The organism is Pseudazoarcus sp. NS34, assembly GCF_059703725.1.
Genome location: NZ_BAAKIZ010000003.1, coordinates 97,075 through 122,724, shown reverse-complemented (window position 1 = coordinate 122,724; position 25,650 = coordinate 97,075). Strand labels below are relative to the sequence as shown.

At 63.7% G+C, this 25,650-nt stretch carries 22 protein-coding genes; 15 read left to right on the top strand and 7 right to left on the bottom strand.

The window, feature by feature from the left end; translation table 11 throughout:
* Positions 1-372: 372 nt before the first annotated feature.
* The 11 genes from AC6H0N_RS10695 to AC6H0N_RS10645 all read left to right on the top strand — a co-directional run bounded on the left by AC6H0N_RS10695 (position 373) and on the right by AC6H0N_RS10645 (position 11,676).
* Positions 373-651 (top strand): hypothetical protein, encoded by a 279-nt coding sequence (locus tag AC6H0N_RS10695; RefSeq protein WP_497574101.1) that lies wholly within the window; start codon positions 373-375, stop codon positions 649-651.
* Positions 652-845: 194 nt separating this feature from the next.
* The gene (locus tag AC6H0N_RS10690) at positions 846-1,100 is read left to right on the top strand and encodes a hypothetical protein (protein WP_497574100.1); all 255 of its coding nucleotides are present in this window, start codon (positions 846-848) and stop codon (positions 1,098-1,100) included.
* A gap of 134 nt (positions 1,101-1,234) precedes the next feature.
* Entirely contained in the window at positions 1,235-2,086 is an 852-nt protein-coding gene (locus AC6H0N_RS10685) for a hypothetical protein (RefSeq protein ID WP_497574099.1), read from the top strand.
* Positions 2,087-2,297: 211 nt separating this feature from the next.
* Positions 2,298-2,906, top strand: coding sequence for a class I SAM-dependent DNA methyltransferase (locus tag AC6H0N_RS10680; RefSeq protein WP_497574098.1), 609 nt, complete (start codon positions 2,298-2,300; stop codon positions 2,904-2,906).
* A gap of 185 nt (positions 2,907-3,091) precedes the next feature.
* On the top strand, positions 3,092-4,012 hold the full coding sequence (locus AC6H0N_RS10675) for an SDR family NAD(P)-dependent oxidoreductase (protein ID WP_497574097.1): 921 nt from the start codon (positions 3,092-3,094) through the stop codon (positions 4,010-4,012).
* Positions 4,013-4,305: 293 nt separating this feature from the next.
* Positions 4,306-5,640: an SUMF1/EgtB/PvdO family nonheme iron enzyme gene (locus tag AC6H0N_RS10670; protein ID WP_497574096.1), complete on the top strand. Its 1,335-nt coding sequence runs from the start codon at positions 4,306-4,308 to the stop codon at positions 5,638-5,640.
* Positions 5,637-6,602, top strand: coding sequence for an L-histidine N(alpha)-methyltransferase (locus AC6H0N_RS10665; RefSeq protein WP_497574095.1), 966 nt, complete (start codon positions 5,637-5,639; stop codon positions 6,600-6,602). Before AC6H0N_RS10670 ends, AC6H0N_RS10665 begins: the two co-directional genes overlap by 4 nt.
* 136 nt (positions 6,603-6,738) lie before the next feature.
* Positions 6,739-8,718 carry a DNA repair helicase YoaA gene (yoaA, locus tag AC6H0N_RS10660; RefSeq protein ID WP_497574094.1) on the top strand — a complete coding sequence of 660 codons (1,980 nt, stop codon included), beginning with the start codon at positions 6,739-6,741 and terminating at the stop codon, positions 8,716-8,718.
* 158 nt (positions 8,719-8,876) lie between these two features.
* Positions 8,877-9,314 carry a hypothetical protein gene (locus tag AC6H0N_RS10655; RefSeq protein WP_497574093.1) on the top strand — a complete coding sequence of 146 codons (438 nt, stop codon included), beginning with the start codon at positions 8,877-8,879 and terminating at the stop codon, positions 9,312-9,314.
* Positions 9,315-9,831: 517 nt separating this feature from the next.
* The gene (locus AC6H0N_RS10650) at positions 9,832-11,211 is read left to right on the top strand and encodes a DEAD/DEAH box helicase (protein WP_497574092.1); all 1,380 of its coding nucleotides are present in this window, start codon (positions 9,832-9,834) and stop codon (positions 11,209-11,211) included.
* Between the two features lie 186 nt (positions 11,212-11,397).
* Complete coding sequence (locus AC6H0N_RS10645; protein WP_497574091.1) at positions 11,398-11,676, top strand: hypothetical protein; 279 nt, start codon at positions 11,398-11,400, stop codon at positions 11,674-11,676.
* Between the two features lie 70 nt (positions 11,677-11,746).
* Here AC6H0N_RS10645 and prfB read toward each other — a convergent pair.
* The 3 genes from prfB to recJ all read right to left on the bottom strand — a co-directional run bounded on the left by prfB (position 11,747) and on the right by recJ (position 15,424).
* Positions 11,747-12,851 (bottom strand): peptide chain release factor 2 gene (prfB, locus tag AC6H0N_RS10640; RefSeq protein WP_497574090.1). Its coding sequence is split into 2 segments (ribosomal slippage): positions 11,747-12,769 and positions 12,771-12,851, totalling 1,104 coding nucleotides; the frame shifts between segments, so codons are not numbered across the junction.
* 122 nt (positions 12,852-12,973) lie between these two features.
* A complete protein-coding gene (locus AC6H0N_RS10635) occupies positions 12,974-13,642 on the bottom strand; it encodes an OmpW/AlkL family protein (RefSeq protein ID WP_497574089.1) in 669 nt (222 codons plus the stop codon).
* Positions 13,643-13,732: 90 nt separating this feature from the next.
* Complete coding sequence (gene recJ / locus AC6H0N_RS10630) at positions 13,733-15,424, bottom strand: single-stranded-DNA-specific exonuclease RecJ (protein WP_497574088.1); 1,692 nt, start codon at positions 15,422-15,424, stop codon at positions 13,733-13,735.
* A 160-nt stretch (positions 15,425-15,584) separates the two neighbouring features.
* On the opposite strand from recJ, the gene AC6H0N_RS10625 reads away from it, so the two are divergent.
* The gene (locus AC6H0N_RS10625) at positions 15,585-16,838 is read left to right on the top strand and encodes a lipoprotein-releasing ABC transporter permease subunit (protein WP_497574087.1); all 1,254 of its coding nucleotides are present in this window, start codon (positions 15,585-15,587) and stop codon (positions 16,836-16,838) included.
* Entirely contained in the window at positions 16,831-17,520 is a 690-nt protein-coding gene (gene lolD, locus AC6H0N_RS10620; RefSeq protein ID WP_497574086.1) for a lipoprotein-releasing ABC transporter ATP-binding protein LolD, read from the top strand. The genes AC6H0N_RS10625 and lolD overlap by 8 nt, the downstream gene beginning before the upstream one ends.
* Here lolD and AC6H0N_RS10615 read toward each other — a convergent pair.
* Entirely contained in the window at positions 17,511-18,059 is a 549-nt protein-coding gene (locus AC6H0N_RS10615) for a DUF2062 domain-containing protein (protein WP_497574085.1), read from the bottom strand. The genes lolD and AC6H0N_RS10615 overlap by 10 nt on opposite strands.
* Before the next feature lie 66 nt (positions 18,060-18,125).
* Between AC6H0N_RS10615 and AC6H0N_RS10610 the strand changes: the two genes are divergently transcribed.
* Entirely contained in the window at positions 18,126-20,456 is a 2,331-nt protein-coding gene (locus AC6H0N_RS10610; RefSeq protein ID WP_497574084.1) for a DNA internalization-related competence protein ComEC/Rec2, read from the top strand.
* On the opposite strand, the gene msrB is transcribed toward AC6H0N_RS10610, so the two are convergent.
* Genes msrB through ppsR form a run of 3 tightly spaced genes read right to left on the bottom strand, consistent with a single transcriptional unit; the run spans position 20,457 to position 22,937 of the window.
* Positions 20,457-20,864, bottom strand: coding sequence for a peptide-methionine (R)-S-oxide reductase MsrB (gene msrB, locus AC6H0N_RS10605; protein WP_497574083.1), 408 nt, complete (start codon positions 20,862-20,864; stop codon positions 20,457-20,459).
* 12 nt (positions 20,865-20,876) lie between these two features.
* A complete protein-coding gene (locus AC6H0N_RS10600) occupies positions 20,877-22,046 on the bottom strand; it encodes a DUF2863 family protein (protein WP_497574082.1) in 1,170 nt (389 codons plus the stop codon).
* A 57-nt stretch (positions 22,047-22,103) separates the two neighbouring features.
* Positions 22,104-22,937, bottom strand: a complete 834-nt coding sequence (gene ppsR / locus AC6H0N_RS10595; protein ID WP_497574081.1) for a posphoenolpyruvate synthetase regulatory kinase/phosphorylase PpsR — start codon at positions 22,935-22,937, stop codon at positions 22,104-22,106.
* Positions 22,938-23,057: 120 nt separating this feature from the next.
* Here ppsR and ppsA point away from each other — a divergent pair, with 120 nt between their 5' ends.
* Positions 23,058-25,424 (top strand): phosphoenolpyruvate synthase, encoded by a 2,367-nt coding sequence (ppsA, locus tag AC6H0N_RS10590; RefSeq protein ID WP_497574080.1) that lies wholly within the window; start codon positions 23,058-23,060, stop codon positions 25,422-25,424.
* The last annotated feature ends 226 nt before the right edge of the window (positions 25,425-25,650 follow it).

The window sequence follows — 25,650 nt, the reverse complement described above, 5'->3', positions numbered from 1 at the left end:
CCGTCTCGGCCCTTCGGGCTTCCCTCGCTCCAGCCGCTTTCACCGGCCGGTCCTGAACTCGCTTCGCTCGAACAGCAGGACCGGACTTCTCCGGCGAAACCGACCTGCACTTGGCGAGCCAGAGGGGACTTATGTCACCGCGTTAGGCGATTCGACTAACCTCAACGGCATTTTGCCGGGCACAATGCGAACGGAAATTCCAGCTCTAGTTACCGTTTTGATGAGTCGGTCTTAACGCAACGTAGAGCGTCCAAGTGTTGAATTCTTCGCGTAGCGACCCTGTCAGGCGGGCTTGTCACGGAAAATTGTCGCGGTGGACATCCAGATTATTCAGCAATTCTGCCGCCTACATCAAAGTTAGATGGTATCGATATGATCGACGCGCTGGACTTTCTCCTTCGTCCTTTCGCAACAGTTGCATTGGCCGTGGCGCGCGTATTGTTATTTGTCGGATGGGATCTATTAGTTCAGACCATTGGATGGTCTATCGGTTGGTGCATTTGTCGACTACTGACGCTTGCTCGCTTTCCCACAGAGGGTATTGGTCAGCTCCATAGCTCGCCGTGGGGACGGGCGTTGTTTGTGGAGATCGTCGGTCTTGCCGCTTTGGCGACCCTGGTGTGGTATCTGCAGCAGTATTTGCGTGCATAGGAAGAGATGCGTACTCCGTCGGCAATCGGGGTCAAGTCTATGTTTTGAGCGGTCTAATTGAGCGGTCTAAAATATAGACCTGACCATCGAGAGTGGGCCCCAGTGCGCTCTCACAGACCTAAGCCTCCGTTCGCGGTCGCTTTTCGACGCGGCTTAACGTAGGTGTTGGGCATCACATGACAGGAGCAGCAACCATGAGTAAGGTCTTGACTACTGAGCAGCAGCTTATCGATGCAATTAATCTGGCGCTGCGCCGTGATTGGCCGCATAAGGACTGTCATTGCGAAGTCTTTGTGTTAAGACAGGTTGATCACCCCGAGCGAAACTGGGAAGTTGAAGGTACTACGAGAGGCGGCGATACGCTTCTTCATGAGGATGAGTGTCAGCATCTTCTCGATAGAGTGTTAAACGAACTTGTCAAAAAATATGACGTTCATTGGGTACGGTGATTCCTAACCAGCGGGTACGGCAGTTGAATTTTGGTGTTGAGTCAGCCTGTCAGCTCTGAATAGAATGTCGCCAATAACTAGATTTTATGTTTCGAGGTTCTCCCCATTTACTTCAACTTAATGTAAGGCTTTCTATGCCCGGCATCGATCTAGGATCAGCACTAATTGAGATGTGGGAGTGTGCCAGAGGACTTCTAAACTCAGCCTTTGTTAGCGCATTTCTTTCGGCATTGGCGGGGGCCGGTTTTGGTGTTTGGGGTGCTCAGCAGGTCACTGAGAGATCAGCTAAGCGCAACGAATTGCGCGATGCGCTGAGGCAAGCGAATGCTCTCATCGTCCTTGCGGCGACCATCGCTAATCAAGCACTCACTCTGAAGAAGCAGTTCATCTTGCAACTTTCAAAGACATTTTTCGAAGAAAGGAAGATCGCTGAGACTAAAAATAGAGTTCTGCTAGATGGGGGTGATCTTAAGGAGGTTGTTCATTTCCGAGCGGACATGCTTCACATCTCGCCGCTCACGGTGCCGATCGACGCGCTTAAAAATCTAGCTTACTCATCGCAGCGAATTCCAGGGAAGTCGCTTGCGCTCGTGGCGATGGTTGAGCAGTCGCTGAACGAACTGTCTCATGCGCTGCGGTTGCGTTCAGAGCAAATTGAGCTATTGCATGGGAGTGAAATGGAACCAGAGATGTTTATGCAAAGATACTTTGGTCTGGAACGTCGCGATGGGCACACTGACGCCATGTACCACGATGCCATGGTGGCAATTGAGCAATACACTGATGATGTGGCGTTTTTTGCGGCAGAACTGGCTGATGAGCTTCAAGCGCACGCGGGCCGAGTCTACGACAGGTTGGTTGCCATTGCAAAGGACGCGGGAAAGGCTAATGCAGTTGATTTCTCAGAGTCTCGAAAATCGGGGCTCATGCCGTCTCGGGATAATTATGAGATATGGCTGGCTGGGTTTAAGAGTGGAGAGACATAGGGGCCATTAATCGGGGCCCACCCTATATTTATACCGATATAAATGTCCCCGGCTCTGGAGAGTAAATCGGAGTTCGCGTAGGGCGCAATAGCCGCAGGGTATTGCGTCGCATGTTCTGAGTCGGCTTTAGACCTCGAATATTTATGGCCGCCCGGCCGCTATACAAACCCTCTGATGTAGCGCCGGTTATATTCATCATTAAGCAGATCAAGTGCATACCTCCCTCATTTCAAAAGCCTACGACCATATCGCGGAACGCTGGCTCGACGACGCTTTCAGCACTAGCGACGGCGTTCGACAACACAAAGCGGCACTGGCGTTTCTCGGCGCCCAGGGCGATGGATGGGCCTTGAATATTGGGTGTGGCTGCAATACAAGATTCAATTTTTTGTTTCGCGAGCGTGGCCTATCCATTGAAGCGGTAGATCTATCGGAAAAGATGGTGGACTTGGCGAGAGCTGCCGATCCTTCCGTGGTGGTGCACCACGCGGACGTTTGCGAATGGCAGCCGCCTCGGAAGTATCAGTTCATCACGGCTTGGGACAGCATCTGGCACGTGGACCTGCACCAGCAGCGCCCATTGATGCTGAAGATGATGGCCGCGCTGGAAGTGGGAGGCGTGCTCCTTTTCACTGCGGGCGGCCTGGATGCGCCGGGTGAGCACGTCGACTCGGCGATGGGCCCCGAGGTGTACTACTCGACGCTTGGGATACCTGGGCTTCTGAACGCATTGGAAGCGGGCGGGTGCGTTTGTCGGCACCTTGAGTTTGATCAGTATCCGCAAAAGCATTTGGTGGTTGTCGCTCAGAGAACTGCCTGACCCCGATTGCAATAATTGCGAGAATTTCGTTACGCGCAGTCCCACAAATTACCGATTTGACTGGCCCCTTGGGGCCCTGCCTTAGATTTCAGCAAGGCACGTTTCTGGCTTGTTCGATTGCGGGGCTTGTCCCCGCTTTTTCTTTTTGAAGACTTTTTCATCGCTGCAACGATGGGGGAGAGAACATGAGCGAGAACGACGGAGTTTCGGGCTATACGGTAGTGATCACCGGCGCGTCGAGCGGCTTTGGCCGGGGCGGGGCGATCAAGCTCGCGGAGCAGGGTGCGCACGTGGTGCTGGCTGCGCGGCGGATTGGCGTGCTTGAAGACCTGGCCATGACGATTCGTGCGGCCGGGGGCAGTGCCACCGTGGTCGAGGCGGACGTGAGTGAGCCGGGCGACATTGCTGCCTTGGCGGCGAAGGCGCTGGAGCCGAGTGGCAGGATTGATGTGTGGATCAACAATGTCGGCGTGGGGGTGCTGGGGATGTTTTGGGACATTCCCATTGAGGACCACGCGCGCATTATTGATGTGAATTTCAAAGGCGTGGTTTATGGGGCCCATGCCGCTATTCGGCAATTCCGCGCGCAGGGCGACGGCGTGTTGCTGAATATCGGCTCGATCGACAGCGAGGTGCCGCTCGCGTTTCAGTGCTCTTATGCGGCGACGAAGGCGGCGGTGCTCAGCCTGGGGCGCTCGCTGGGTGAGGAGCTTCGCCTGGCGGGCCACGACCAAATCAAGGTCGGCACCATCATGCCCTGGGCAGTGGATACGCCGTGGTGGACGCATGCGGCGAACTACAGCGGGCACACGCCGCGCATGGCCGGCATGGATGATCCCGAGATTGTTGTGGACGCCATCGTTGCGGCCTGCACCAATCCGGAGCTGGAGCAGGCGGTGGGTGTGAGAGCCACTTCGGCGCACGTCTCGCACAACATCTTCCCCGACCTGACCGAGCGGCTTTCCGCCAACGTCGCGGCGTCGGAGTCGGCAAAGGGCGATCGCGTGCCCGATACCACCGGGGCGATCTATCAGCCGATGGTGGAGGGGACCACCGTGGAGGGCGGCATACGCGAGCGGATGAAGCGCGAAGACGAGCGGCGTTGAGAAAGGCGCATCCGCTGCGACTCTTCAATGAAGAAGGACTCTCACGCGGCCGAGCGCACGTTCTCCGGCACTTTGTGTATCGCATTTTTTCGTTGCGGAAATCGCCGGCGAATGTGCACTTAAGATAAAAACCCCGACGGGGTGCGGGACTCAGCAAGGCTGCGTTCAGTGTTGACCGCCGGCGTCGCAAACTGGCGGGCCGGCGCCACACCGTGCAACATTGAACGCGTAGCGTTGCAGTCATCGCAACCCGCCAGTCGACACAGAACGGCACGGCCAGGAGGATTTGCCACATGAACGCGCCCATCAAGTTCCACATCGGATCCGACTTGCTCGAGCAGTTCGACCGCAATCGCCGTCGGATGCATGCGCTTTATGCCACCTTGTCCGACGACGCCTATTTCGGGCGGCCGATTCCGTTGCGCAATCCGCTGGTCTTCTACGAAGGGCATGTGCCTGCCTTCAGTCATGCGCATCTGGTGCGCAAGGCGCTGGGTGGGCCGGCCATTGATGAAACGCTGGAACGCCTGTTCGAGCGAGGCATTGATCCGCATGAGGCCACGAGCGATGTGAAGGCGCGCGGCAACCAGGCCGACGAATGGCCGGAGCGGGCGGCGGTTGTCGCCTTCCGTGACGAGGCGGACCGCCGTGTGCGTGCGGCGATTGAAAGCGTGCTGAGCGACCCCGATGGGCCGATTGACGTCGTGCATCGCATCCTCGAACACGAAACCATGCACCACGAGACGCTGATGTACCTGTGGCACGCGCTGCCGCATGCGGACAAGCGCGCGCCGGACGGCTATACGCCGAACGTCGGCGGCGCGGCGCCCGAGCAGGAGATGGTTGAGGTGGCGGCGGGGCGAGCGGTGCTCGGGGTGGCGCCGGGCGACCTGCCTTTTGCGTGGGATAACGAGGTGCCGGCGCACAGCGCGGACGTGCCGGCCTTTCGCATTCAGCGTCACAAGGTGACCAATGCGGAGTACATGGCCTTTGTCGAGGCCGGTGGCTACCAGGACGACCAGTGGTGGCGCCCCGAAGACTGGGCGTGGCTGCGCGAACACGCGATGGCTCACCCGCACTTCTGGCAGCGCGACGGCGAGTCGTGGGTGTGGCGCGGCATGTTTTGTGATGTGCCTTTGCCGCCGGCCTGGCCGGTGTGGGTGACGCATGCGGAGGCCTGTGCTTATGCGCGCTGGCGCGGCATGGCCTTGCCCACCGAGGCGCAGTACCAGCGCGCGGCGCTGGGCGACCCCGCCGGGCCGCAGCGGCGTTTCCCCTGGGGAGATGAGGCGCCGCAGGCACGCCACGGGGCTTTCGGCTTCGACGGCTACGACCCGGAGCCGGCCGGCAGTCACCCGGACGGCGCGAGCGCGTGGGGTGTTGAAGATCTGGTCGGCAACGGCTGGGAATGGACCTCGACGCCGTTCGAGCCTTTCCCCGGGTTCGCGCCGATGGCCGAGTACCCGGAATATTCGGCAGACTTCTTCGACGGCCAGCATTACGTGATGAAGGGCGCTTCGCCGGCGACCGTGCGTGAGCTGATTCGGCCTTCGTTCCGCAACTGGTTCCGCCCGCGCTATCCGTATGTGTTCGCGAGCTTCCGCTGCGTCGAAGGAGCCGGCCGATGAATGCGCGTACTCCGCCCGATTCCGAAGTTGCCGCCTTCGCGCGCGATGTGCGCAAGAGCCTGAGCGGATCGCCACGGCGTCTGTCCTCGCGCTACCTTTACGACACGCTGGGTTCCGCGCTCTTCGAGGCCATCTGTGCGCTGCCGTGGTACCGGCTTACGCGTGCCGAAAGCACGCTGCTGGAGCGGCACGGTGCGGACATTCTGGCGGCCTGCACGCCCTTGCGTTCGGTGGTGGAGCTGGGGCCGGGCAACGGCGCCAAGCTGGCCTGTTTGCTCAGCGCGCGAGGTGCGAAGGCTGGCCAGCTTGATGTGCATCTGATTGACGTCTCGGCCTCGGCGCTGGAGGCGGCCGATATCCGGCTCGCAGCGCTGCCCGGTCTCGCGGTGTTCCGACACGAAGCAAGCTACGAAGCCGGCCTGGCGCAGCTGGACGCAGGAACCGGGCCCAAGCTGGTGCTGATGCTCGGCTCAAACATCGGCAACTTCGACCGCCCCGGCGCGCTGGCCATGCTGCGCACCGTGCGTGCCGCGATGCGACCGGGCGACCGGGTGCTGCTGGGCGCCGACTTGGTCAAGCCCGAGCGCGAGATGTTGCTTGCCTATGACGACCCGCTCGGCGTCACGGCGGCCTTCGACCGCAATCTGTTGCTGCGCATCAACCGAGAACTCGGTGGTGACTTTGACCTCTCCGCTTTCGACTACCGCGTGCACTGGAACGCCGAGGCCTCGCGCGTCGAAGCCTGGCTGGTCAGCTGCAAGGCGCAGACCGCACGCATCCCCGCGGCCGAGCTTGAGCTGACGCTGGCCGAAGGCGAGCCGATCTGGATCGAGAGCGCACACAAGTACACCCGCGAAGGCATCTTCGCGCTGCTCGGCGAGGCGGGCTTTGTCGAGCAGGATTGCTGGGTGAACACCGAGGATGGCTTCGCGCTGGCGCTGGCCGGCTGCAGGGAAGAATAGGGCGGCTACGCAAGGGTGCTGAGCCCAGCGGATTGCGCCGAATGTCCGCCCCATTCGGCGCAATGCCTGAAGCTTATTGCGCCCCACGCTACTGTCGCTTGCTACCATTGCGCCTTTCCCGCGACACATCACCCTCATGACCGACCTCACCCACGCTTTCTCGCCCGAAGGGCCGCTCGCCAGCGCGATTCCGGGCTTCCGGGCGCGGCCGCAGCAGATCGAGATGGCGGGGCGCATTGAAGAGGCACTGAAGAACTACGGCGTGCTCGTGGCCGAGGCCGGCACCGGCACCGGCAAGACCTTCGCGTATCTCGTGCCGGCGCTGCTGGCGGGCGGCAAGGTGATCGTGTCGACCGGCACCAAGACGCTGCAGGACCAGCTCTTCAAGCGCGATCTGCCAACGGTGCGCGATGCGCTGAAAGTGCCGGTGCGCATGGCTTTGCTGAAAGGGCGGGCCAACTACGTGTGCCCATATCACCTGGAGCGCAACGCCAGGGAAGGGCGCTTTCAGAGCCCGCAGGATGCGGCGGACCTGCGCAAGATCGTGCGCTTCGCGCAGATCACCCAAACCGGCGACAGGGCCGAATGCACCGATGTGCGCGAGGACTCGCCGGCGTGGATGGCGGCGACCTCGACGCGCGACAACTGCCTGGGGCAGGACTGCCCCAACGTGAAGGACTGCTTCGTGATGGCGGCGCGCCGCGAGGCCATGGATGCCGACGTGGTGGTGGTGAATCATCACCTGTTCTTTGCCGATGTAATGCTGCGCGACGTGGGCATGGGCGAACTGCTGCCGGCCTGCAACGCGGTGATCTTCGACGAGGCGCATCAGTTGCCGGAGACGGCCAGCCTGTTCTTTGGCGAGAGCGTGTCGACGGCGCAGATTCTGGAGCTGGCGCGCGACACGCGTTCGGAAACCATCGCCTCGGCGCCGGATTGCCGTGACCTGATCGACGCCACGCGCCTGCTGGAAAAGGGCGCGCGCGACCTGCGGCTGGCTTTTGGTGCGGAATCCGCGCGCATGGCCTACAGCGCGGCGGCTGCGCGCGAGGGCTTCGAGGAGGCGGTGGATGCTGCGGAGAACGCACTGATCGCCTTCGAGACGGTGCTGGAAACGCAGGGCGAACGTTCCGAAGGGCTGGCCAACTGCCTGCGCCGCACGCAGGAGATGCGCGAGCGCCTGGTGCGTTGGCGCGGCCCGGAAGACTCAGAGATGGTGCGCTGGGTCGAGGTGTTCAGCCAGTCGGTGGCGCTCAACGCCACGCCGCTGCACGTGGCGAGCGTGTTCAAACGCCAGCTCGAAGGCCAGTTGCGGGCATGGATATTCACTTCCGCCACACTGGCGGTGGGCAACGACTTTTCGCACTACTGCAACGAAATGGGCCTGTCGTGGCTGGAAAAGCCGCCGGTCACCGCCGTGTGGGGCAGCCCCTTCGAGTACGCCGAGCAGGCCGTGCTGTACGCGCCGAGCGACATGCCCGACCCGAACAACCCTGACTACGCCGACGCCGTGGCACGCACCGCGTTGCCGCTGATCCGCGCCGCGCGTGGCCGCGCCTTCGTGCTGTGCACCTCGCTGCGCGCCATGCGCCGCGTGCATGGGCTGATTGCCGAAGGTCTCGCAGGAGCAGGAGACAACCTCCCGCTGCTGCTGCAGGGCGAGGGTTCGCGCACCGAGTTGCTGGCGCGTTTCCGCATGCTCGGCAACGCGGTACTGGTTGCCAGCCAGAGCTTCTGGGAAGGCGTGGATGTGCCGGGCGACGCGCTGAGCCTCGTCATCATCGACCGTTTGCCGTTCGCGCCGCCGGACGATCCGGTGCTGTCCGCGCGCATCGAACACATGCAGAAGGCCGGCTACAACCCGTTCATGAGCTACCAGTTGCCGCGCGCGGTGATCAGCATGAAGCAGGGCGCCGGGCGGCTGATTCGCAGCGAGACCGACCGCGGCCTGCTGTGCGTGTGCGACCCGCGCATGATCGGCAAGCCCTACGGCAAGATGGTGTGGCGCAGCCTGCCGCCGATGCGCCGCACGCGCGTCGAGGCCGAGGCCGTGGAGTGGCTCGAAGCCCTGCCGCCGCCGGTGGTGCCCGACGCCGAGGCTGCGCCCGCAGCCTGATTCCCGCGCGTTGCCTTCCTGATCCACTGCAGGGCCTTTTGCGCACGCGCAGGCGTGCCGTCGCTGGACTTCATCCTCCGAGCCGGTTCATGCTGACCTCACGGGTGCGGACGATGCTCATAGAAGCCGTCGCCGCCCCGAACGAGGAGGAGAAGGCCATGAATCAGTCCATTCTGCGGCGGGGGCGTGTGTGGCTGTGCTGCGCGCTGCTGGCCGTCTGGTTGCCGGCTGCCGCCGGCGAGCGCGACAAGGCGCGGCAATTCCCCGAACTGTCGATGCAAATCGCCTACGAGGTGCGCGAGATCCTGATGCGCCACGGCATGCCGCTGAGCCACGACGGCGAAGACCCGTGGTTCAGCGTGCAGCCCATGCTTAACTTCATTGGCGTGGGCGAGGTGTCGTACCTCCTATACCTCGACCGCATGAACGAAGTGCCGCTGGCCGCGCGCATGGAGATCGTCGAGTACTGCATGCGCTTGCACGAGACCGTCGGCGGTCGCGAGTACATGCGGCTGCAGATGCGAGCGACGCCACGTCAGCGCGCGCTGATAAGGCCGAAGCCGGATTTCGAACTGGTGCTCAATGACCTGCGCTAGAGAGGCTGGACGGTGAAGCGGCGAGGCGGAACCGAGACTACCGGTTAGGAGGGGCGCGCTGACGGTAGGCGGGCCTGTCCCTCCCCCTTCAAGGGGGGCGGAGCAGGGGTTTCAGCGAGCATGCTCGCTGCCTGCGGAGCGGCGAGGCGCAGCCGAGACTACCGGTTAGGAGGGGGATGGGTCGCAGCCCAGTGACCCATCCCCACCCCGACCCTCCCCTTGAAGGGGAGGGAGAATTGCTCGCCCCCTTGAAGGGGAGGGAGCTCTGCCATCCTCACTCCAGCCCGCTCACACGGCGCGAAACGACGCTTCCCGAAACCCCGTCCAGGCGGGGCTCCGGGAAAGAATGTCGGGGAGGGGTGCCGAAGTACGTTATCATTCGCCCCGTTCGTGTCTCCAATCGGCGCGGACGCAACTTTCCTATCCGGACGATCCGCAACGGATCCCCGACTTCCCGCCAGCCTCAGATTGGTGTCGTCGCAGACGCGCGACAGGCCCGGCACGAGTATTCCGCTACATGACGATTCAAAACGATTTCACCAGTCTCGGACTGGCCGCTCCCCTTTTGCGTGCGATTTCCGAGGCGGGTTACACCACGCCTACGCCGATTCAGGCACAAGCCATTCCGCTGGTGCTGGCAGGGGGCGATTTGCTTGCCGCCGCTCAGACCGGCACCGGCAAGACCGCCGGCTTCACGCTGCCGGTGCTGCACCGTCTGCTCGAAAACCCGGCTGCCAACAGCAAGCCGGGCCGTCCGCGCTGCCTGATCCTGACCCCGACGCGCGAACTCGCCGCGCAGGTTGAGGAATCCGTGCAGACCTACGGCAAGCACGTTGATCTGACTTCGATGGTGATGTTCGGCGGCGTTGGCATCAACCCGCAGATCAATGCCCTGCGCAAGCGCGTCGACATCCTGGTTGCCACGCCGGGCCGTCTGCTCGACCACATCGGCCAGAAGACGCTGGATCTGTCCGGCGTCGAGATTCTGGTGCTGGACGAAGCCGACCGCATGCTCGACATGGGCTTCATCCGCGATATCCGCAAGGTGCTCGCGCTGTTGCCCAAGCAGCGTCAGAACCTGCTGTTCTCGGCCACCTTCTCCGACGAAATCCGTTCGCTCGCCAACGGCCTGCTGACCAACCCGGGTTGCGTCGAGGTTGCACGCCGCAACACGGCTTCCGAGCTGGTGGACCAGTCGGTCTACATGGTCGGCCAGAAGCAGAAGCGCGAACTGCTGGCGTGGCTGATCCGCCAGAACAGCTGGGCACAGGTGCTGGTGTTTACGCGCACCAAGCACGGCGCCAACAAGCTGTCGGAGTACCTGGAAAAGAACGGCATCCCGTCCGCCGCGATCCACGGCAACAAGAGCCAGACGGCGCGCACGCGTGCGCTGGGTGACTTCAAGGAAGGCAAGCTGCCGGTGCTGGTTGCGACCGACATCGCTGCACGTGGCCTGGACATCGACCAGCTGCCGCAGGTCGTGAACTTCGAACTGCCGAACGTCGCCGAAGACTACGTGCACCGCATCGGCCGTACCGGCCGTGCCGGTGCCTCGGGCGCTGCGATCTCGCTGGTCGACGGCGAGGAAACCAAGCTGCTGGCCGGCATCGAGCGTCTGATCAAGCGCCGCATCGAGCGCGCCGAGGCAACCGGCTTTGTGCCGGCTGCACCGGGTACGCACGTGGAAGTGTCGGACGCCCGTCCGCCGCGTCCCGGCCCGCGCACCCACGGCCGTCCGGGCCAGGGTCAGCCGCGCAATGGTCAGGGCGCAGGTCGTGCTGCCGGTAACGGCAACGGCCAGTCCCGTGGCAATGGGAATGGCGGCGGCAATGGCGGCAACGCTGGTCGCAGCGACGGTGCCCGTCGCCCGCGCAGCAACTTCGGTCCGCGCGGCTGAGTTGTTCGCGCCGCATGAATGAAGCAGGGCGTCCCACGGGGCGCCCTGTTTTTTTGTGTGGTGCGCGAATCTGCGTGCGATCGGTTGGACCGAAAACAGTGACGTCACGGTCCGGTAACCGGCGTGTCATGGCAGCGTCATGCGGACTGCGCAAACTCGCCTCCGGCTTTCAACCGGAGGACTGCCATGAACAAAATGAAACTCGCGATTGCCGTGCTGGCTGCCAGCTTGGCGCTGGGTGCCTGTGCGACGTCGGGCGGCAAGGATGCCTACGCCAAGAAGGGTTTCTACACGCACGTGCACGACAACCGTCTGTGGGTGCTGAAAGAGGGCGACAAGGACATCGCGCAGGTGTCGCAGAACAAGGAACCGAAGGTCGTCGTGACGCGTATCGCGGCTGGCCCGAACAAGATGACCGTGAAGTCGAATGACCCGGCGGTGATCGACGCCTACCTCGCCAAGTAAGCGCGGACAGGCAAGACGCAAAAAGGGCGCCTCACGAGGGCGCCCTTTTTGCTGCTGCCAGTGAACAGGCTTACACGGCCTGCTTGAGGCTGGCGGCGATGAAGTCGTCCAGGTCGCCGTCGAGCACGGCCTGGGTGTTGCCCACCTCAAAGTTGGTGCGCAGATCCTTGATGCGCGACTGGTCGAGCACGTAGCTGCGGATCTGGTGGCCCCAGCCGATATCGCTCTTGGAGTCTTCCAGCGCCTGCTGCTCGCTCTGGCGCTTGCGCAGTTCCAGCTCGTACAGGCGTGCCTTGAGCATCGAGTTGGCTTCGGCGCGGTTCTTGTGCTGCGAGCGATCGCTCTGGCACTGCACGACGATGCCGGTCGGCTCGTGCGTCAGACGCACCGCGGAATCGGTCTTGTTGATGTGCTGACCGCCCGCACCGGAGGCACGGTAGGTGTCGACGCGAACGTCGGCCGGGTTGATTTTGATCTCGATCGAGTCATCCACTTCCGGGTACACGAATATCGAGCAGAAGCTGGTGTGGCGGCGCGCGTTTGAGTCGAACGGGCTCTTGCGCACGAGGCGGTGGATGCCGGTTTCAGTGCGCAGGAAGCCGTAGGCGTATTCGCCGCTGACCTTGATGGTGGCGCCCTTGATGCCGGCGACTTCACCCTCGGACTCTTCCATGATCTCGACGTCGAAGCCCTTGCGCTCGCAATAGCGCAGGTACATGCGCTCGAGCATGCCGGCCCAGTCCTGCGCTTCGGTGCCGCCGGCGCCCGACTGGATTTCGATGAAGCACGAACTCGGGTCCATCGGGTTCGAGAACATGCGGCGGAATTCCAGGCCATGCACCTTGGATTCCAGCACCACGATGTCGGCTTCGACCGCCTCGACGGTTTCCTCGTCGCTTTCGGCCTCGGCCAGCTCGAACAGATCCTTCAGGTCACGCGACATCTGCGCGATGTCGTCGAGCATCACCACGACGTTTTCGAGCTGACGCTTCTGCTTGCCGAGCTCCTGGGCGCGCTCGGCGTTGTTCCAGACGTCCGGGTCTTCGAGCGCGAGGTTCAGTTCGCGCAGGTCGGTTGCTTTCTCGTCGTAGTCAAAGATACCTCCGCAGTTCCGCCCCGCGAGCCGCGAGGTCGGTGAGTTTCTCGGCGAGGGCGTTGATGCGTTCGGCTTCCATGATCTCTTTTCGCTGGTTTTTTCAGACCGTGAAGTATACCGGGAGCGAGTGCTCGCAGCGAACCGGCGCTGAAATGAAAAACGGCCGGGAGCGCCGGCCGTTTCCTGCGTGCTGCGTGGCGCTCAGAACTTGTAGCCGAGCCCGACCATGAACACCCACGGGTCGATGTCGACATCAACTTTGGTCTTGTCCAGCGCGTTGTGGCGCAGCGTGGCCTTGGTGTCGATGTCGATGTACCAAGCGGCGACGTTGAGCATCAGACGCTCGGTAAGCATGTAGTCCATGCCGACCTGGCCGGCCAGACCCCAGGAGTCCTTCAGGCTCAGGCTGGAGAAACCATTGGCCTTCTGCGTGCTGGTGAGCTTTTCCTGGAAGAAGGTCGTGTAGTTGATGCCGGCGCCGACATACGGCTGCCAGCGCGATTCCTTGGCCATCGGGTAGTACTGCAGCGTCAAGGTCGGGGGCAGGTGCTTGACGTCGGCCAGCTTGCCGTCGATGCCGCCGCCAACGCCCTTGACGTTGACCTGGTGGCTGAACGGGGTGGCGGCGAGCAACTCGATGCCGATGTGGTCGGTGAGCTTGTAGGCGAAGGTCAGGCCGAGCTGGGTGTCGCTATCGACGGTTGCTTTGGTGCCGGCGATCGGGCCGGTGACGGTGGTCGAGATGCGCGAGCTGCTGTCGTTCGGTGCGACGAGCGCGGCACCGGCACGAACGATGAAACTACCGGCTTCGTGAGCCAGGGCGGGGGTGGCGGCGGCGAGTGCCGCGGCGACAAACAGGGCCTTCTTCATGGTGGCTTTCCACTTTGTGTTGATCATGGGCGCCACGTTAGTGGAGCGTACCGCTGTGGGTACTGATCCAGATCAAAGGGAAGCGCGGAATCAGACGGGCTCGAAGTGCTCGAACATCAACTGCAGGCTGGTCACGCCGTTGTACTCGTTGGTGGCCAGCCGGTAGGCGGCGTGAATCTCGCCCGGAGCGCTGTCGGCGAAGTTGAACTGGATGGCGTCGAAACGCTGGCCGTTCTTCGAGACCTGCAGCTTCAGGTGCTTGTCCTTGAGCAGGCGCTGGTTCTCGACACGGAAGACGTCGCTGAATACCGGCGCCGGGAAGCCGTGGCCCCATACGTCCTGATCGAGCATGCGTGCCGCGTCGAGGCTCATCCAGGCTGATTCCAGCCCGCCGTCGGTATCGATGCGCCGGGTGATGTCGGTATCGCCGAGCAGCTCCTGCACGACGTCTTCGAACACCGAGGTGAATTCGGCGTGGTCGGTGTCGCGGATGGTCACGCCGGCCGCTGCGGCGTGGCCGCCGAAGCGCAACAACAGTTCGGGGCGGCGCTTGCTGACGAGATCAAGCGCGTCGCGCAGGTGCAGGTTGGCAATCGAGCGGCCCGAGCCCTTCAGCTCGCCGTCGTTGCCGCGTGCAAAGGCGAAGGTCGGGCGATTGAGCTTTTCCTTGATGCGCCCGGCGACGATGCCGATCACACCCTGGTGCCAGTCGGGCTCATACAGGCACACCGACAGCGTGTTGCCGGGGTCGAAATCCATCAACCGCAGCAGCGCGTCTTCCTGCATGCCTTGCTCAATGCTGCGCCGCTCGCGGTTGAGCTTGTCGAGCTCCTGCGCGATGTTGAGCGCGCGGGCGGTGTCATCGGTGATCAGGCATTCGATGCCCAGACTCATGTCGGACAGGCGTCCGGCCGCATTCAGGCGCGGCCCCAGGCCAAAGCCCATGTCGAAGCTCGACGCGCGCGCCGGGTCTCGCGACGCGGCAGCAAACAGCGCACGCACGCCCGGCTGCATGCGCCCGGCGCGCATGCGGGCGAGGCCCTGCGAGACGAGGATGCGGTTGTTGCGGTCGAGCTTGACCACGTCGGCTACGGTGCCCAGCGCCACGAGGTCGAGCAGGTCGCCGAGGTTGGGCTCGGGGCGCTCGCCAAAGGCGCCGCGCTCACGCATTTCGGCGCGCAGCGCGAGCAGCACATAGAACATCACGCCGACACCGGCGATGCACTTGCTCGGGAAGTCGCAGCCGGGCTGGTTGGGGTTCACGATCACGTCGGCCTCGGGCAACGTGTCGCCCGGCAGGTGGTGATCGGTGATCAGGGTGGCGATGCCCAGCGCGCGCGCTGCAGCCACCCCATCGACGCTGGCAATGCCGTTGTCGACGGTGATGATCAGCTCCGGCTCCATGCGCGCAGCCAGTTCGACGATGGCCGGCGTGAGGCCGTAGCCGTATTCGAAGCGGTTGGGCACCAGGTAATGCACATCGGCGCCCATGGCGCGCAGGCCGCGCATGCCGACGGCACAGGCGGTGGCGCCGTCGCAGTCGTAGTCGGCGATGATGACCATGCGCGCGCCGGCTTCGATGGCGTCGGCCAGCAGCTGTGCGGCTTCGTGCGTGCCGGTCAGCGCCGCCGGCGGCAGCAGGTCGGAGAGCTTGTAATCGAGCTCGTCGCGACGCTTCACACCGCGGGCCGCGTAGATGCGTGCGAGCAGCGGATGCACGCCGGAATCCACGAGGGCCTGGACGATGGGGAAGTGCGCCTGACGGGGCTGGATGACGGGCATGAGTGCTCGGCTGGGGCTGAAGAATGGGTGTTGCGGGAATCGCCGGAGTCTAGCATGTGGCCCGACCCGCTCCGGGCCCGCAGAGGCGCTTGCAGATCCTTGCCGGGCGCAGGCCGCAGGCTTGCGGCACAATGGCGGCTTTCCACGAATGCGAGTACCGATGCGCTACGAAACTCTGGTCGGTCTGCGCTACACGCGCTCCCGCAAGCGCGCGCAGGGCGGCAACCGCTTCATCTCCTTCATTTCGCTGGTGTCGATGTTGTGCACGGGGCTGGGCGTGATGGCCCTGATCGTCGTGCTGTCGGTCATGAACGGCTTTCAGGAGGAGCTGCGCACACGCATCCTCGGCGTGGCCTCGCATGTGCAGATCTCCAGCCACGGTGACGGCCTTGAGGCCTGGCAGCAGGTGGCGGACGAATCCATGCGCCATTCTTCGGTGCTGGCTTCGGCGCCGTATGTGCAGGAGCAGGGCATGCTGTCGCACAACCAGACGGTGCGCGGCGTCCAGGTGCGCGGCGTGCTGCCGGCCGACGAAGAGGGTGTTGCCGATTTTTCGGAATACATGCGGCAGGGCAAGCTCGACGACCTGCAACCGGGCCAGTACGGCATCGTGCTGGGGCGCGACCTGGCCTTCGCTCTGAGCGTGCGCATGGGCGACAAGGTCACGCTGATCGCGCCGCAGGGCATGGTTACGCCGGCGGCGGTGATGCCGCGCGTGCGCCAGTTCGAGGTGGTCGGCATCTTCGAGGCCGGCATGCATGAATACGACTCCACGCTGGCCCTGATCCACATGCGCGATGCGCAGGTGCTGTACCGCATGGGTGACGCCGTGACCGGCGTGCGTCTGAAACTCGACGATCTGTTCGCGTCGCCGCGCGTGGTGCGCGAACTGGCAGCGCAGATCACCGTGCCGGCACTGGTGTCGGACTGGACGCGCAGCCACGCCAATTTCTTCCGAGCGGTGCAGCTCGAGAAGACGATGATGACCATCATCCTGTTCCTGATCGTGGCGGTAGCGGCCTTCAACATCGTGTCGATGCTGGTCATGGCGGTGCAGGAGAAAAACGCCGATATCGCCATCCTGCGCACGCTGGGCGCAAGCCCCGGCTCGATCATGGCGATCTTCGTGCTGCAGGGCGCGGTGATCGGATTTGTCGGCCTGATCGGTGGCGTGATCGGCGGCCTGCTGCTGGCCAACAACCTCGACGTGGTCATCCCGTGGCTCGAAACCGTGACCGGTGCGACGCTGTGGAACAAGGAAATCTATTACATCCAGGATCTCCCCTCGAAGGTGCTGGCGAGCGACGTGATCACCATCGTGTCGGTGTCCTTCGTGCTGATTCTGGTCGCCACGCTGTATCCGAGCTGGCGCGCTTCGCGCGTCAATCCGGCGGAGGCGCTGCGCTATGAGTGAAGCCATGAACAACGCCGTGCTGTCCTGCGAAGGGCTGAACAAGGTTTTCCGCGAAGGCCCGGGCGCGCTGGCGGTGCTGCGCGACGTCAATATGTCGGTGGCGCGTGGTGAGCGCGTGGCCATCGTCGGCGCCTCCGGTTCGGGCAAGAGCACATTGCTGCATCTGCTCGGCGGGCTGGACGTGCCGACCTCCGGTCGCGTCACCATCAACGGGCGTGATTTTTCGAGCATGAGTGATGCCGAGCGCGGCCAGCAGCGCAACAAGGTGCTGGGCTTCGTGTACCAGTTCCACCATCTGCTGCCGGAGTTCTCGGCGCTCGAGAACGTGGCCATGCCGCTCTACATCCGCCGCATGGCGCGTGACGAGGCCAACGCACAGGCGGCGGCAATGCTCAAGGAAGTGGGGCTGGGTGCGCGGCTGGACCACGCGCCGGGTGAGCTGTCCGGGGGGGAGCGTCAGCGTGCCGCGATTGCGCGTGCGCTGGTGACTTCCCCGGCCTGCGTGCTGGCGGACGAGCCCACCGGCAACCTCGACCGCAAGACGGCCGAGTCGGTGTTCGACCTGATGCTGGGGCTGAACGAACGTCTCGGCACCAGCTTTGTCATCGTCACCCACGATGAAGCACTGGCCAGCCGGGCCGAGCGCACCATGCGTCTGGTGGATGGGCAGTTTCAGGCCTGATTGCGGCGTTTTTTGCTGCGTCGGCGCCAGGCCCGGATCAGCCACCAGCGGTAGATACCGCGCGTGACGAAATAGCCTGTCACCGCGAGTCCGCTGGCGAGCACGACCAGACCTATGGCCAGCGGCTTGCCCAGTCCGACCGTCCAGCTCAGAAAGGCCGAGGCCCATTCCATGAAGCCCAGATCGCCCATGGCAGGAGGCTCGATGAAGCCGTCCATGCTGCCGCCGGTTGCAAACACCCCGATGAAGTAGGCCGCGAAGTAGATCGGCACGATGGTCAGCGGGTTGGTGTACAGCGTGGTGACCAGCGCCAGCGGCAGATTCGCGCGCAGCACCATGCATGCCAGCGCGGCGCAGAACATCTGCAGAGGGCCGGGGATCAGCCCGCAGAACAGGCCGACCGCAACGGCGCCGGCCACTGAATGGCGGTTCAGGTGCCACAGCCGCGGGTGCAGCAACGAATTGGAGAACGGCCGCAGCAAGCGGTTGCCATTCACCGTCTCGTGGTTGGGTAGCAGGCGGCGGAAAATCTTTCGCATGGTGTCTCGTCCGGCCGGGTGCTGCCGGCACTTGTCCCCGTCGGGTGTCTGAATGATGATGGCATCATGCGTGTGGCCATCATCCTGTTCCTGTTTGGAGTGCTCGCCCTGCAGTGGTCGCCGACCCTGCCGGCGCGCGGCGTGCTGTTCGCGACCTCGATTCTATGCGCTGCAGCCGCGACTGGTTGTGTGTTCCTGTTGCGGCGCTGGCAGATGGCGCTGGCGTTGTGCGCGGCCTTCGCTGCCGGATTCTCGTGGGCCGGGTGGCGGGCCGAGTGGCGGCTCGCCGACAATTTACCGATGACGGCCGAAGCGCGCGATCTGCGCGTGACTGGCGTCATCGACGGCCTGCCACAACGCCTCGAAGGCGGGGCCTGGCGTTTCGTGTTGGCGGTGGAGTCTGCCGATGGACCGGTGCCGGCTCGCATCCAGCTTGGCTGGTATGCCTTTCGCGGTCAGGGCGATGTGCCTGAGTCCCTGCGGCCAGGCGAGCGTCACGAGCTGGTCGTGCGTCTGAAGCGGCCTCACGGTTTCAGCAACCCGGGCGGTTTCGACTACGAGGCCTGGCTGCTCGAACGCGGCATCCGCGCGACCGGCTATGTGCGCGAGGATCCCCGCAACCGTCGCGTCGACGACTTTGTTCCCGGCTTCATGAACACCGTGCACCGAGCCCGCGACGGCCTGCGCCAGCGCTTTGGCGCGGCGCTCGGCGAGCGCCCCTACGCCGGCATCCTGACGGCGCTGGCGATTGGCGATCAGCGAGCCATCACGCAGGCGCAGTGGGAGGTGTTCCGGCGCACGGCGGTCGGGCACCTCGTGGCGATCTCGGGCCTGCATGTTTCGCTTGTGGCGCTGGCCGTCGGTGGTCTAGTCGGGTGGATCTGGCGTCGGGTGCCACGCCTGGTCGTGCGCGTGCCGGCGCGGCGTGTTGCCGTGCTGTGCGGGCTGGCCGCCGCGGCGGCCTATGCCTTGCTCGCCGGTCTCGGGCTGCCGACGCAACGTGCGCTGATCATGCTCGCGGTAGCGGCCTTGGCGATCGCGTCGGGACGTCAGTCAGAAGCGACGCGGGTGCTCGCGCTGGCGCTGCTGTGCGTGGTGCTGATTGATCCGTGGGCGGTGCTGTCGGCGGGTTTTTGGCTGTCTTTTGGTGCCGTGGCGGTGATCGTGCTGGTCGCTTGCGGGCGTCTCGCGACGGATGGCGTGGTGCGCGGCGCCGTACGCATCCAGCTCGCCATCACGCTGGTGCTGGCGCCGGTGCTGTTCATGTTGTTCGGCGCGTTCTCGCTGGCCGGGCCGCTGGCCAACGCTTTCGCCATTCCGTTGGTGAGTTTTGTGATTGCGCCGCTCGTGCTGCTGGCCATCGTGCTGCCGTGGCCCTGGCTGCTGGAAGCGGCGCATGCGGTGACCAGCGTGATGATGACTGCGCTGATTTGGTTGGCGGAACAGCCGTGGGCACTGTGGCACGGCCCGCAGGTGCCGCTGCTGCTGATCCTGTGTGCGTTGATTGGCGCTGCGTGGGTGTTGATGCCGCGTGGCACACCGGCGCGGGCGGCTGGCGTGCTGGCCATCGTTCCGCTGTTGCTGTGGGCTCCACCGCGCCCGGCTCCGCAGGCCTTCCGCGCGACCGTGCTGGATGTGGGGCAGGGGCTGGCGGTGCATGTGCAGACGGCCACGCATGACGTGTTGTACGACGCTGGGCCGGGATACGGGCCAGAGGCCGATGCCGGCGGGCGCGTCGTTGCGCCGTATCTGCGTGCCCACGGCGTGGAGCGGCTGGACGCGGTGGTGTTGTCGCATGGTGATGGCGACCACATCGGTGGAGCTCAAACGGTGCTGGCGGCGATGCCGGTGACGCAACTCTGGTCAGGGTTGGGGGGCGACAACGCAAAACTCGACCCCTTGCCGGTCGAGCCTGCAGCTTGCCTGGCTGGAAGCTCGTGGGCGTTTGACGGGGTGCGTTTCGACTTCATTCATCCGGCGGACGGTGACGTTGTGAGCCGCAAGCGCAATGAGCAATCCTGCGTGCTGCGCGTGAGCTCACCTTATGGCAGCCTGCTCCTGCCCGGCGATATCGGGGCGCCGAGCGAACACGCTCTGCTTGCGCGCGGGCTCGCAGACTTGCGGGCGGATGTGATCGTCGCGCCGCACCACGGCAGTCGCGGCTCATCCACGCCCAGACTGGTGGAGGCCGTCGGCGCCGCGCACGTCATCTACCCGGTCGGCAACCTGAATACTCACCGGCATCCTCACCCGGACGTGTGGTCGCGCTGGGAGCGCGCCGGCACGCGCAACTGGCGCACCGACGGGCAGGGCGCCGTCATTGCGTCGTTCGATGAAGAGGGGCTGCAGGTGGAGGCGTGGCGCGAGCAGGCGCCACGCTACTGGCACGGCAGATGATCAGTCTTTGCTGCCGATGGGCTTGAAGTCGATCGACGCCGAGTTGATGCAGTAGCGCAGACCGGTCGGGCGCGGGCCGTCCTCGAAGACGTGGCCCAGATGCGCGCCGCACTGCTCGCACAGCACTTCGGTACGGATCATGCCGTGCGAGATGTCGCGGTCTTCCTCTACGTTCTGCGGCGCCGACGGAATCCAGAAGCTCGGCCAGCCGCAGCCGGCGTCGAACTTGTGTTCGGAGTGGAACAGCGGCGCGTCGCAGCACACGCAGCGGTATTCACCCTTTTCCCAGTGGTTCCAGTATTTGCCCGAGAACGAGAATTCCGTGCCCTTGTGGCGCGTGACACGGAACTGCTCGGGGTCCAGTTGCTCTGCCCATTCGGCATCGCTCTTTTCGATCTTGCGGCTCATGAATCGCTCCGTTCAGTGCAGGTGGCGAGGGGTCTGCTCACCGTGCCCGTCGGGCATCTCGGCATGCACGACTTCGCCTTCGGCCGACGGGTACATCGGCGCGCCGCAGTCGTCGCAGAATTCCAGCGGGAAACGGTGGTCGAGGAAAATGACATCGCCGACGCCGCAATCACGCAACACGGCTTCGATCTGTGACGGGATTTCGGACTGGTCATCCTCCGCGCCGAGCAGCGGCCACACCACGCCGTGCACGACGGTGTCGTCGTCACGGCGCGCGAAGCCGATGCGGTATTCCTCGAGGTCGCGGTCGTGGAAGGGCGCGATGACGGCGCGCAGGTTGGTGGCTGGCGTTTCCAGTTCGGCACCGAGAAAGGCCACCGAGGCGCGAATCGCATAGGGCCGGCTTTCGCGGTCGGCCTCGCGGCTGGCGGCGAAGTAGGCCTCCGGCAGCACGACTTCGGTGGCGCAACCGGGCAGCAGCGGGGCCAGGCTGGCGCCGCCCTGGCTGCGCCAGCGGTCGAGCGCGTCGTCGCGGCTGGTGCCGGGTTCCTGCCAGCTGAAAATGGGCTTGCCCTTCGGCACCGAAATGGCGGCCAGCAGGTAGCGTGTGTCGGACAGGAAATGCGCCGTCTCCGGCATGCCTTCGGTTTCGATGTGCAGGTTCTGCTCGGCAAGCGCGGCCTTGCCGATGGCGTCCGCGAACTCACTGGTCGCGCAATAACCACGCGGCAGCTGGTCGGGGCTGAACAGGTAGTCGGCAAGCGCGAGCTTTGCGTGCGAGCTCAGGATGTGGGCTTGCAGATGTACGCGCAGATTGGCGAGTGCGGCCGGAGGAATGGTGCTCGACGGGATGCGGAAGCGCGACCAGGCAAGAATCGGAGCGCCGATCAGCAGCACGTCGTGGGCGTCGTCGAGGGCCGAAGAGGTTTCCGTGCGCGACTCGATGAAGTCGGCGAGCTCTTCGTAGCCGCGCGCATCCTTGGCATAGAGCTGGTCGAGGGCGGCGTTGAGCGCATCTTCATCGTGGTCGGCGAGCAGCCGGTCGACATTCTCGACGAGTTGGCTTTCCCAGTAGCGGTCTTCGGCGAGGCTGCCGGACTCTGCGAGACCGGTGGCGAGCCAGATCAGGTGTTCGGTGTCGCGGCTGAGGCCGCCACGGCGTTTGGGTCGGGTTCGTGTCATGGTGTCCTTCGTGTTGCCCGCTGCGCGGGCGCAATGCGCTACTGCCGGAGTGCGGAACTACCAGGCGTGGCGTTCCAGTCCGATGGCTTGCAGGATGGTAGCGGAGATTTCCTCAATGGATTTCGTGGTCGAGTCGATCCATGGGATGTTCTCGCGACGCATCAGTTTCTGCGCTGCAGCAATTTCGTGAATACAGTTGTTGAGGGAAGCATAGTTGCTGCCCGGACGGCGTTCTTCGCGGATCAGCGACAGGCGTTCGGGGGCGATATCCAGGCCGAACAGCTTGCCGCGCTGAGCCTCGATTGCGCGCGGCAGGCGGTTGCGCTCGAAGTCCTCGGGGATCAGCGGATAGTTGGCGGCTTTGACGCCGAACTGCATCGCGAGGTAGAGACTCGTCGGCGTCTTGCCTGAGCGCGATACGCCGACCAGAATGACATCGGCAGCGTCGAGTTCGCCGTCGGACGAGACACCGTCGTCGTGAGCCATTGCGTAGTTGATGGCTTCGATGCGTGCCTGGTAGTTGCCGCTGGCGGTGATGGCATGGGAAAGCCCGGCAATATGCGAGGCGCGCATGTTGAGTTCGGTTTCGAGCGGGCCGATGAAACGGTCGAAGAGGTCGATGTAGAGGGCATCCGCAACACGCAGCGCGTCGACTATTTTCGGATCGACCAGCGTGCTGAACACGATCGGCCGCACGCCGTCGCGTTCGGCTGCAGCGCGAATGTGCGCGACGCAGGCTTCGGCGCGATCTCGGTCGGTCACGAACGGAATACGCACGCTGTGCACCTTGGCATCCGGAAACTGCGTGAGGAGACTGTGGCCCAGCGTCTCGGCCGTGATGCCGGTGCTGCCCGAGATGAAGAAGGCGGTACGCGCGATGGGGTTTGCCATTGATCGGCTCAAAAAAATTGACCTAGGTCAATAAGGGAGACTACCGTACTGCACCGCAGCAAATCTGAATAGAATCCGCGCCAACTGGCACTTTGTCCAACCGCATGCGAGGAAGTCTACATGACCCGCTACGTCATCCCCTTCAACGAGCTGCGCATGACCGACGTCGAACAGGTCGGCGGCAAGAACGCGTCCCTCGGGGAAATGATCAGTCAGCTGCCCGACAGTGTACGCGTCCCGGGTGGTTTTGCGACCACGGCGCAGGCCTATCGCGACTTTCTTGCCCATCAGGGGCTGGCCGAGCGTATCAGCGCCAGGCTGGCAACGCTGGATGTAGATGATGTCGTGGAACTGGCGAAGGTCGGTGCCGAGATTCGCGGCTGGATCGTCGATACGCCGTTCCCGGAACGCCTGGAGCAGGAAATCCACGCCGCCTACGATGCGCTTACCGCCGATGGCGAGGGCAGCTTCGCGGTGCGTTCGTCGGCTACGGCTGAAGATCTGCCGGATGCGTCGTTCGCCGGTCAGCAGGAGACCTTCCTCAATATCCACGGCTTTGAAGCGATCCTGCACGCCATGAAGGAAGTGTTCGCGTCGTTGTACAACGACCGCGCCATTGCCTACCGCGTGCACAAGGATTTTGCGCACGACATCGTCGCGCTGTCGGCCGGCGTGCAGCGCATGGTGCGCTCGGATACCGGCGCTTCCGGCGTGATGTTCACCATCGACACCGAGTCCGGCTTCAAGGACGTGGTGTTCGTCACCGCCTCCTATGGACTGGGCGAGACGGTGGTGCAGGGCGCCGTGAACCCCGACGAGTTCTATGTGCACAAGCCCATGTTGGCCGCGGGCAAGCCGGCCGTTGTGCGCCGCAGCCTGGGTTCCAAGCTGATCAAGATGGAGTTCACCGACGCGCGTCAGGCCGGCAAATCGGTGCGCACCGTCGACGTGCCGGACGCCGACCGCAACCGCTTCTCGCTGTCCGACGAAGACGTTCTCGAACTGGCGCGCTACGCCGTGATCATCGAGCAGCACTATGGCCGTCCGATGGACATCGAGTGGGGCAAGGACGGCCAGGACGGCAAGCTGTACATCCTGCAGGCGCGCCCCGAGACGGTGAAGTCGCAGGCTTCGGCTCACGTCATGGAGAAATACCGCCTCAAGCAGTACGGCAAGGCGCTGACGCACGGTCGTGCGATCGGCCAGAAGATCGGCGCGGGCACCGTGCGTGTGGTGGCCAACGCTTCCGAAATGAGCCGCGTGCAGGCGGGTGACGTGCTGGTCACCGACATGACTGACCCGAACTGGGAGCCGGTGATGAAGCGCGCCGCGGCCATCGTCACCAACCGTGGCGGGCGAACCTGCCACGCCGCGATCATTGCGCGTGAGCTCGGCATCCCGGCCATCGTCGGTTGCGGCAACGCCACCGAAGTGCTGGAGGAGGGCGCGGAGGTCACGATTTCCTGCGCCGAGGGCGATACCGGCTACGTTTACCGCGGCAAGCTCGACTACGAGGTCATCACCACCGACACCGGCAATCTGCCGGACATCCCGCTCAAGATCACGATGAACGTCGGCAACCCGGAGCTGGCCTTCGAGTTCGCGCAGATTCCGAACCACGGTGTTGGCCTGGCGCGGCTGGAGTTCGTCATCAACAACATGATCGGCATCCACCCCAAGGCCATTCTCGACATCGATCGCGTGCCGGCCAGCCTGCGCGAGGAGATCCAGCGCCGTTCGCGTGGTTACGCCAGCCCGCGTCAGTTTTACATCGACAAGCTGACCGAAGGCATCGCTACCATCGCCGCCGCGTTCTGGCCCAAGGCCGTGATCGTGCGCACCTCGGACTTCAAGTCGAACGAGTATCGCAAGCTGCTCGGCGGTGACATCTACGAGCCGGAAGAAGAGAACGCCATGCTCGGCTTCCGTGGCGCGTCGCGCTACATCGCGCAGAGCTTCCGCGACTGCTTCGAGATGGAATGCGCCGCGCTGAAAAAGGTGCGCAACGAGATGGGGCTTGCCAACGTCGAGATCATGATTCCGTTCGTCCGCACTCTGGGTGAGGCCGACGCCGTCATCGAACTGCTCGCCGAGCACGGTATCGAGCGCGGCAAGGACGGACTCAGGCTGGTGATGATGTGCGAGATCCCGTCCAACGCCTTGCAGGCCGATGCCTTCCTCGAGCGTTTCGATGGTTTCTCGATCGGCTCGAACGATCTTACCCAGCTCACGTTGGGTCTGGACCGCGATTCGGGTCTGGTTGCTCATGCCTTCGACGAGCGCGACCCTGCGGTCAAAATGATGCTGTCGATGGCCATTCGGGCCTGCAACAAGGCCGATAAATATGTGGGTATTTGCGGGCAGGGGCCATCCGATCATCCCGACTTCGCCGAATGGCTGATGGATGAGGGGATTCGCAGTCTTTCGCTGAATCCGGATACCGTCGTCGATACGTGGCTCGCACTGGCTTCGCACCGCAAGCACTGAGTGGGTGAATCGCCCGGAAACAAGGCGCTGTAGCGCCTTGTTTCGTTTCAGGCACGCCGGTTGCAAATGTCATTTGATACCTTCAGCAATAATTCCTCTTGCGGACCCTCCGAGTGCTGGTGTTAGACTGCCATTCGTTAAAAGTTGTGACGAATATTGATTCCTGCGAATCTACCGTATCGTCGCGCTGACCGAACAGATTGAGCTGAAGAGCTCTGCAGTTATC

Coding starts and splice junctions, on each gene's coding strand:
- AC6H0N_RS10695 (WP_497574101.1), top strand. CDS start 373: ATGATCGACGCGCTGGACTTTCTCCTTCGTCCTTTCGCAACAGTTGCA.
- AC6H0N_RS10690 (WP_497574100.1), top strand. CDS start 846: ATGAGTAAGGTCTTGACTACTGAGCAGCAGCTTATCGATGCAATTAAT.
- AC6H0N_RS10685 (WP_497574099.1), top strand. CDS start 1,235: ATGCCCGGCATCGATCTAGGATCAGCACTAATTGAGATGTGGGAGTGT.
- AC6H0N_RS10675 (WP_497574097.1), top strand. CDS start 3,092: ATGAGCGAGAACGACGGAGTTTCGGGCTATACGGTAGTGATCACCGGC.
- AC6H0N_RS10670 (WP_497574096.1), top strand. CDS start 4,306: ATGAACGCGCCCATCAAGTTCCACATCGGATCCGACTTGCTCGAGCAG.
- AC6H0N_RS10665 (WP_497574095.1), top strand. CDS start 5,637: ATGAATGCGCGTACTCCGCCCGATTCCGAAGTTGCCGCCTTCGCGCGC.
- yoaA (WP_497574094.1), top strand. CDS start 6,739: ATGACCGACCTCACCCACGCTTTCTCGCCCGAAGGGCCGCTCGCCAGC.
- AC6H0N_RS10655 (WP_497574093.1), top strand. CDS start 8,877: ATGAATCAGTCCATTCTGCGGCGGGGGCGTGTGTGGCTGTGCTGCGCG.
- AC6H0N_RS10650 (WP_497574092.1), top strand. CDS start 9,832: ATGACGATTCAAAACGATTTCACCAGTCTCGGACTGGCCGCTCCCCTT.
- AC6H0N_RS10645 (WP_497574091.1), top strand. CDS start 11,398: ATGAACAAAATGAAACTCGCGATTGCCGTGCTGGCTGCCAGCTTGGCG.
- AC6H0N_RS10635 (WP_497574089.1), bottom strand. CDS start 13,642: ATGAAGAAGGCCCTGTTTGTCGCCGCGGCACTCGCCGCCGCCACCCCC.
- recJ (WP_497574088.1), bottom strand. CDS start 15,424: ATGCCCGTCATCCAGCCCCGTCAGGCGCACTTCCCCATCGTCCAGGCC.
- AC6H0N_RS10625 (WP_497574087.1), top strand. CDS start 15,585: ATGCGCTACGAAACTCTGGTCGGTCTGCGCTACACGCGCTCCCGCAAG.
- lolD (WP_497574086.1), top strand. CDS start 16,831: ATGAGTGAAGCCATGAACAACGCCGTGCTGTCCTGCGAAGGGCTGAAC.
- AC6H0N_RS10615 (WP_497574085.1), bottom strand. CDS start 18,059: ATGCGAAAGATTTTCCGCCGCCTGCTACCCAACCACGAGACGGTGAAT.
- AC6H0N_RS10610 (WP_497574084.1), top strand. CDS start 18,126: ATGCGTGTGGCCATCATCCTGTTCCTGTTTGGAGTGCTCGCCCTGCAG.
- msrB (WP_497574083.1), bottom strand. CDS start 20,864: ATGAGCCGCAAGATCGAAAAGAGCGATGCCGAATGGGCAGAGCAACTG.
- AC6H0N_RS10600 (WP_497574082.1), bottom strand. CDS start 22,046: ATGACACGAACCCGACCCAAACGCCGTGGCGGCCTCAGCCGCGACACC.
- ppsR (WP_497574081.1), bottom strand. CDS start 22,937: ATGGCAAACCCCATCGCGCGTACCGCCTTCTTCATCTCGGGCAGCACC.
- ppsA (WP_497574080.1), top strand. CDS start 23,058: ATGACCCGCTACGTCATCCCCTTCAACGAGCTGCGCATGACCGACGTC.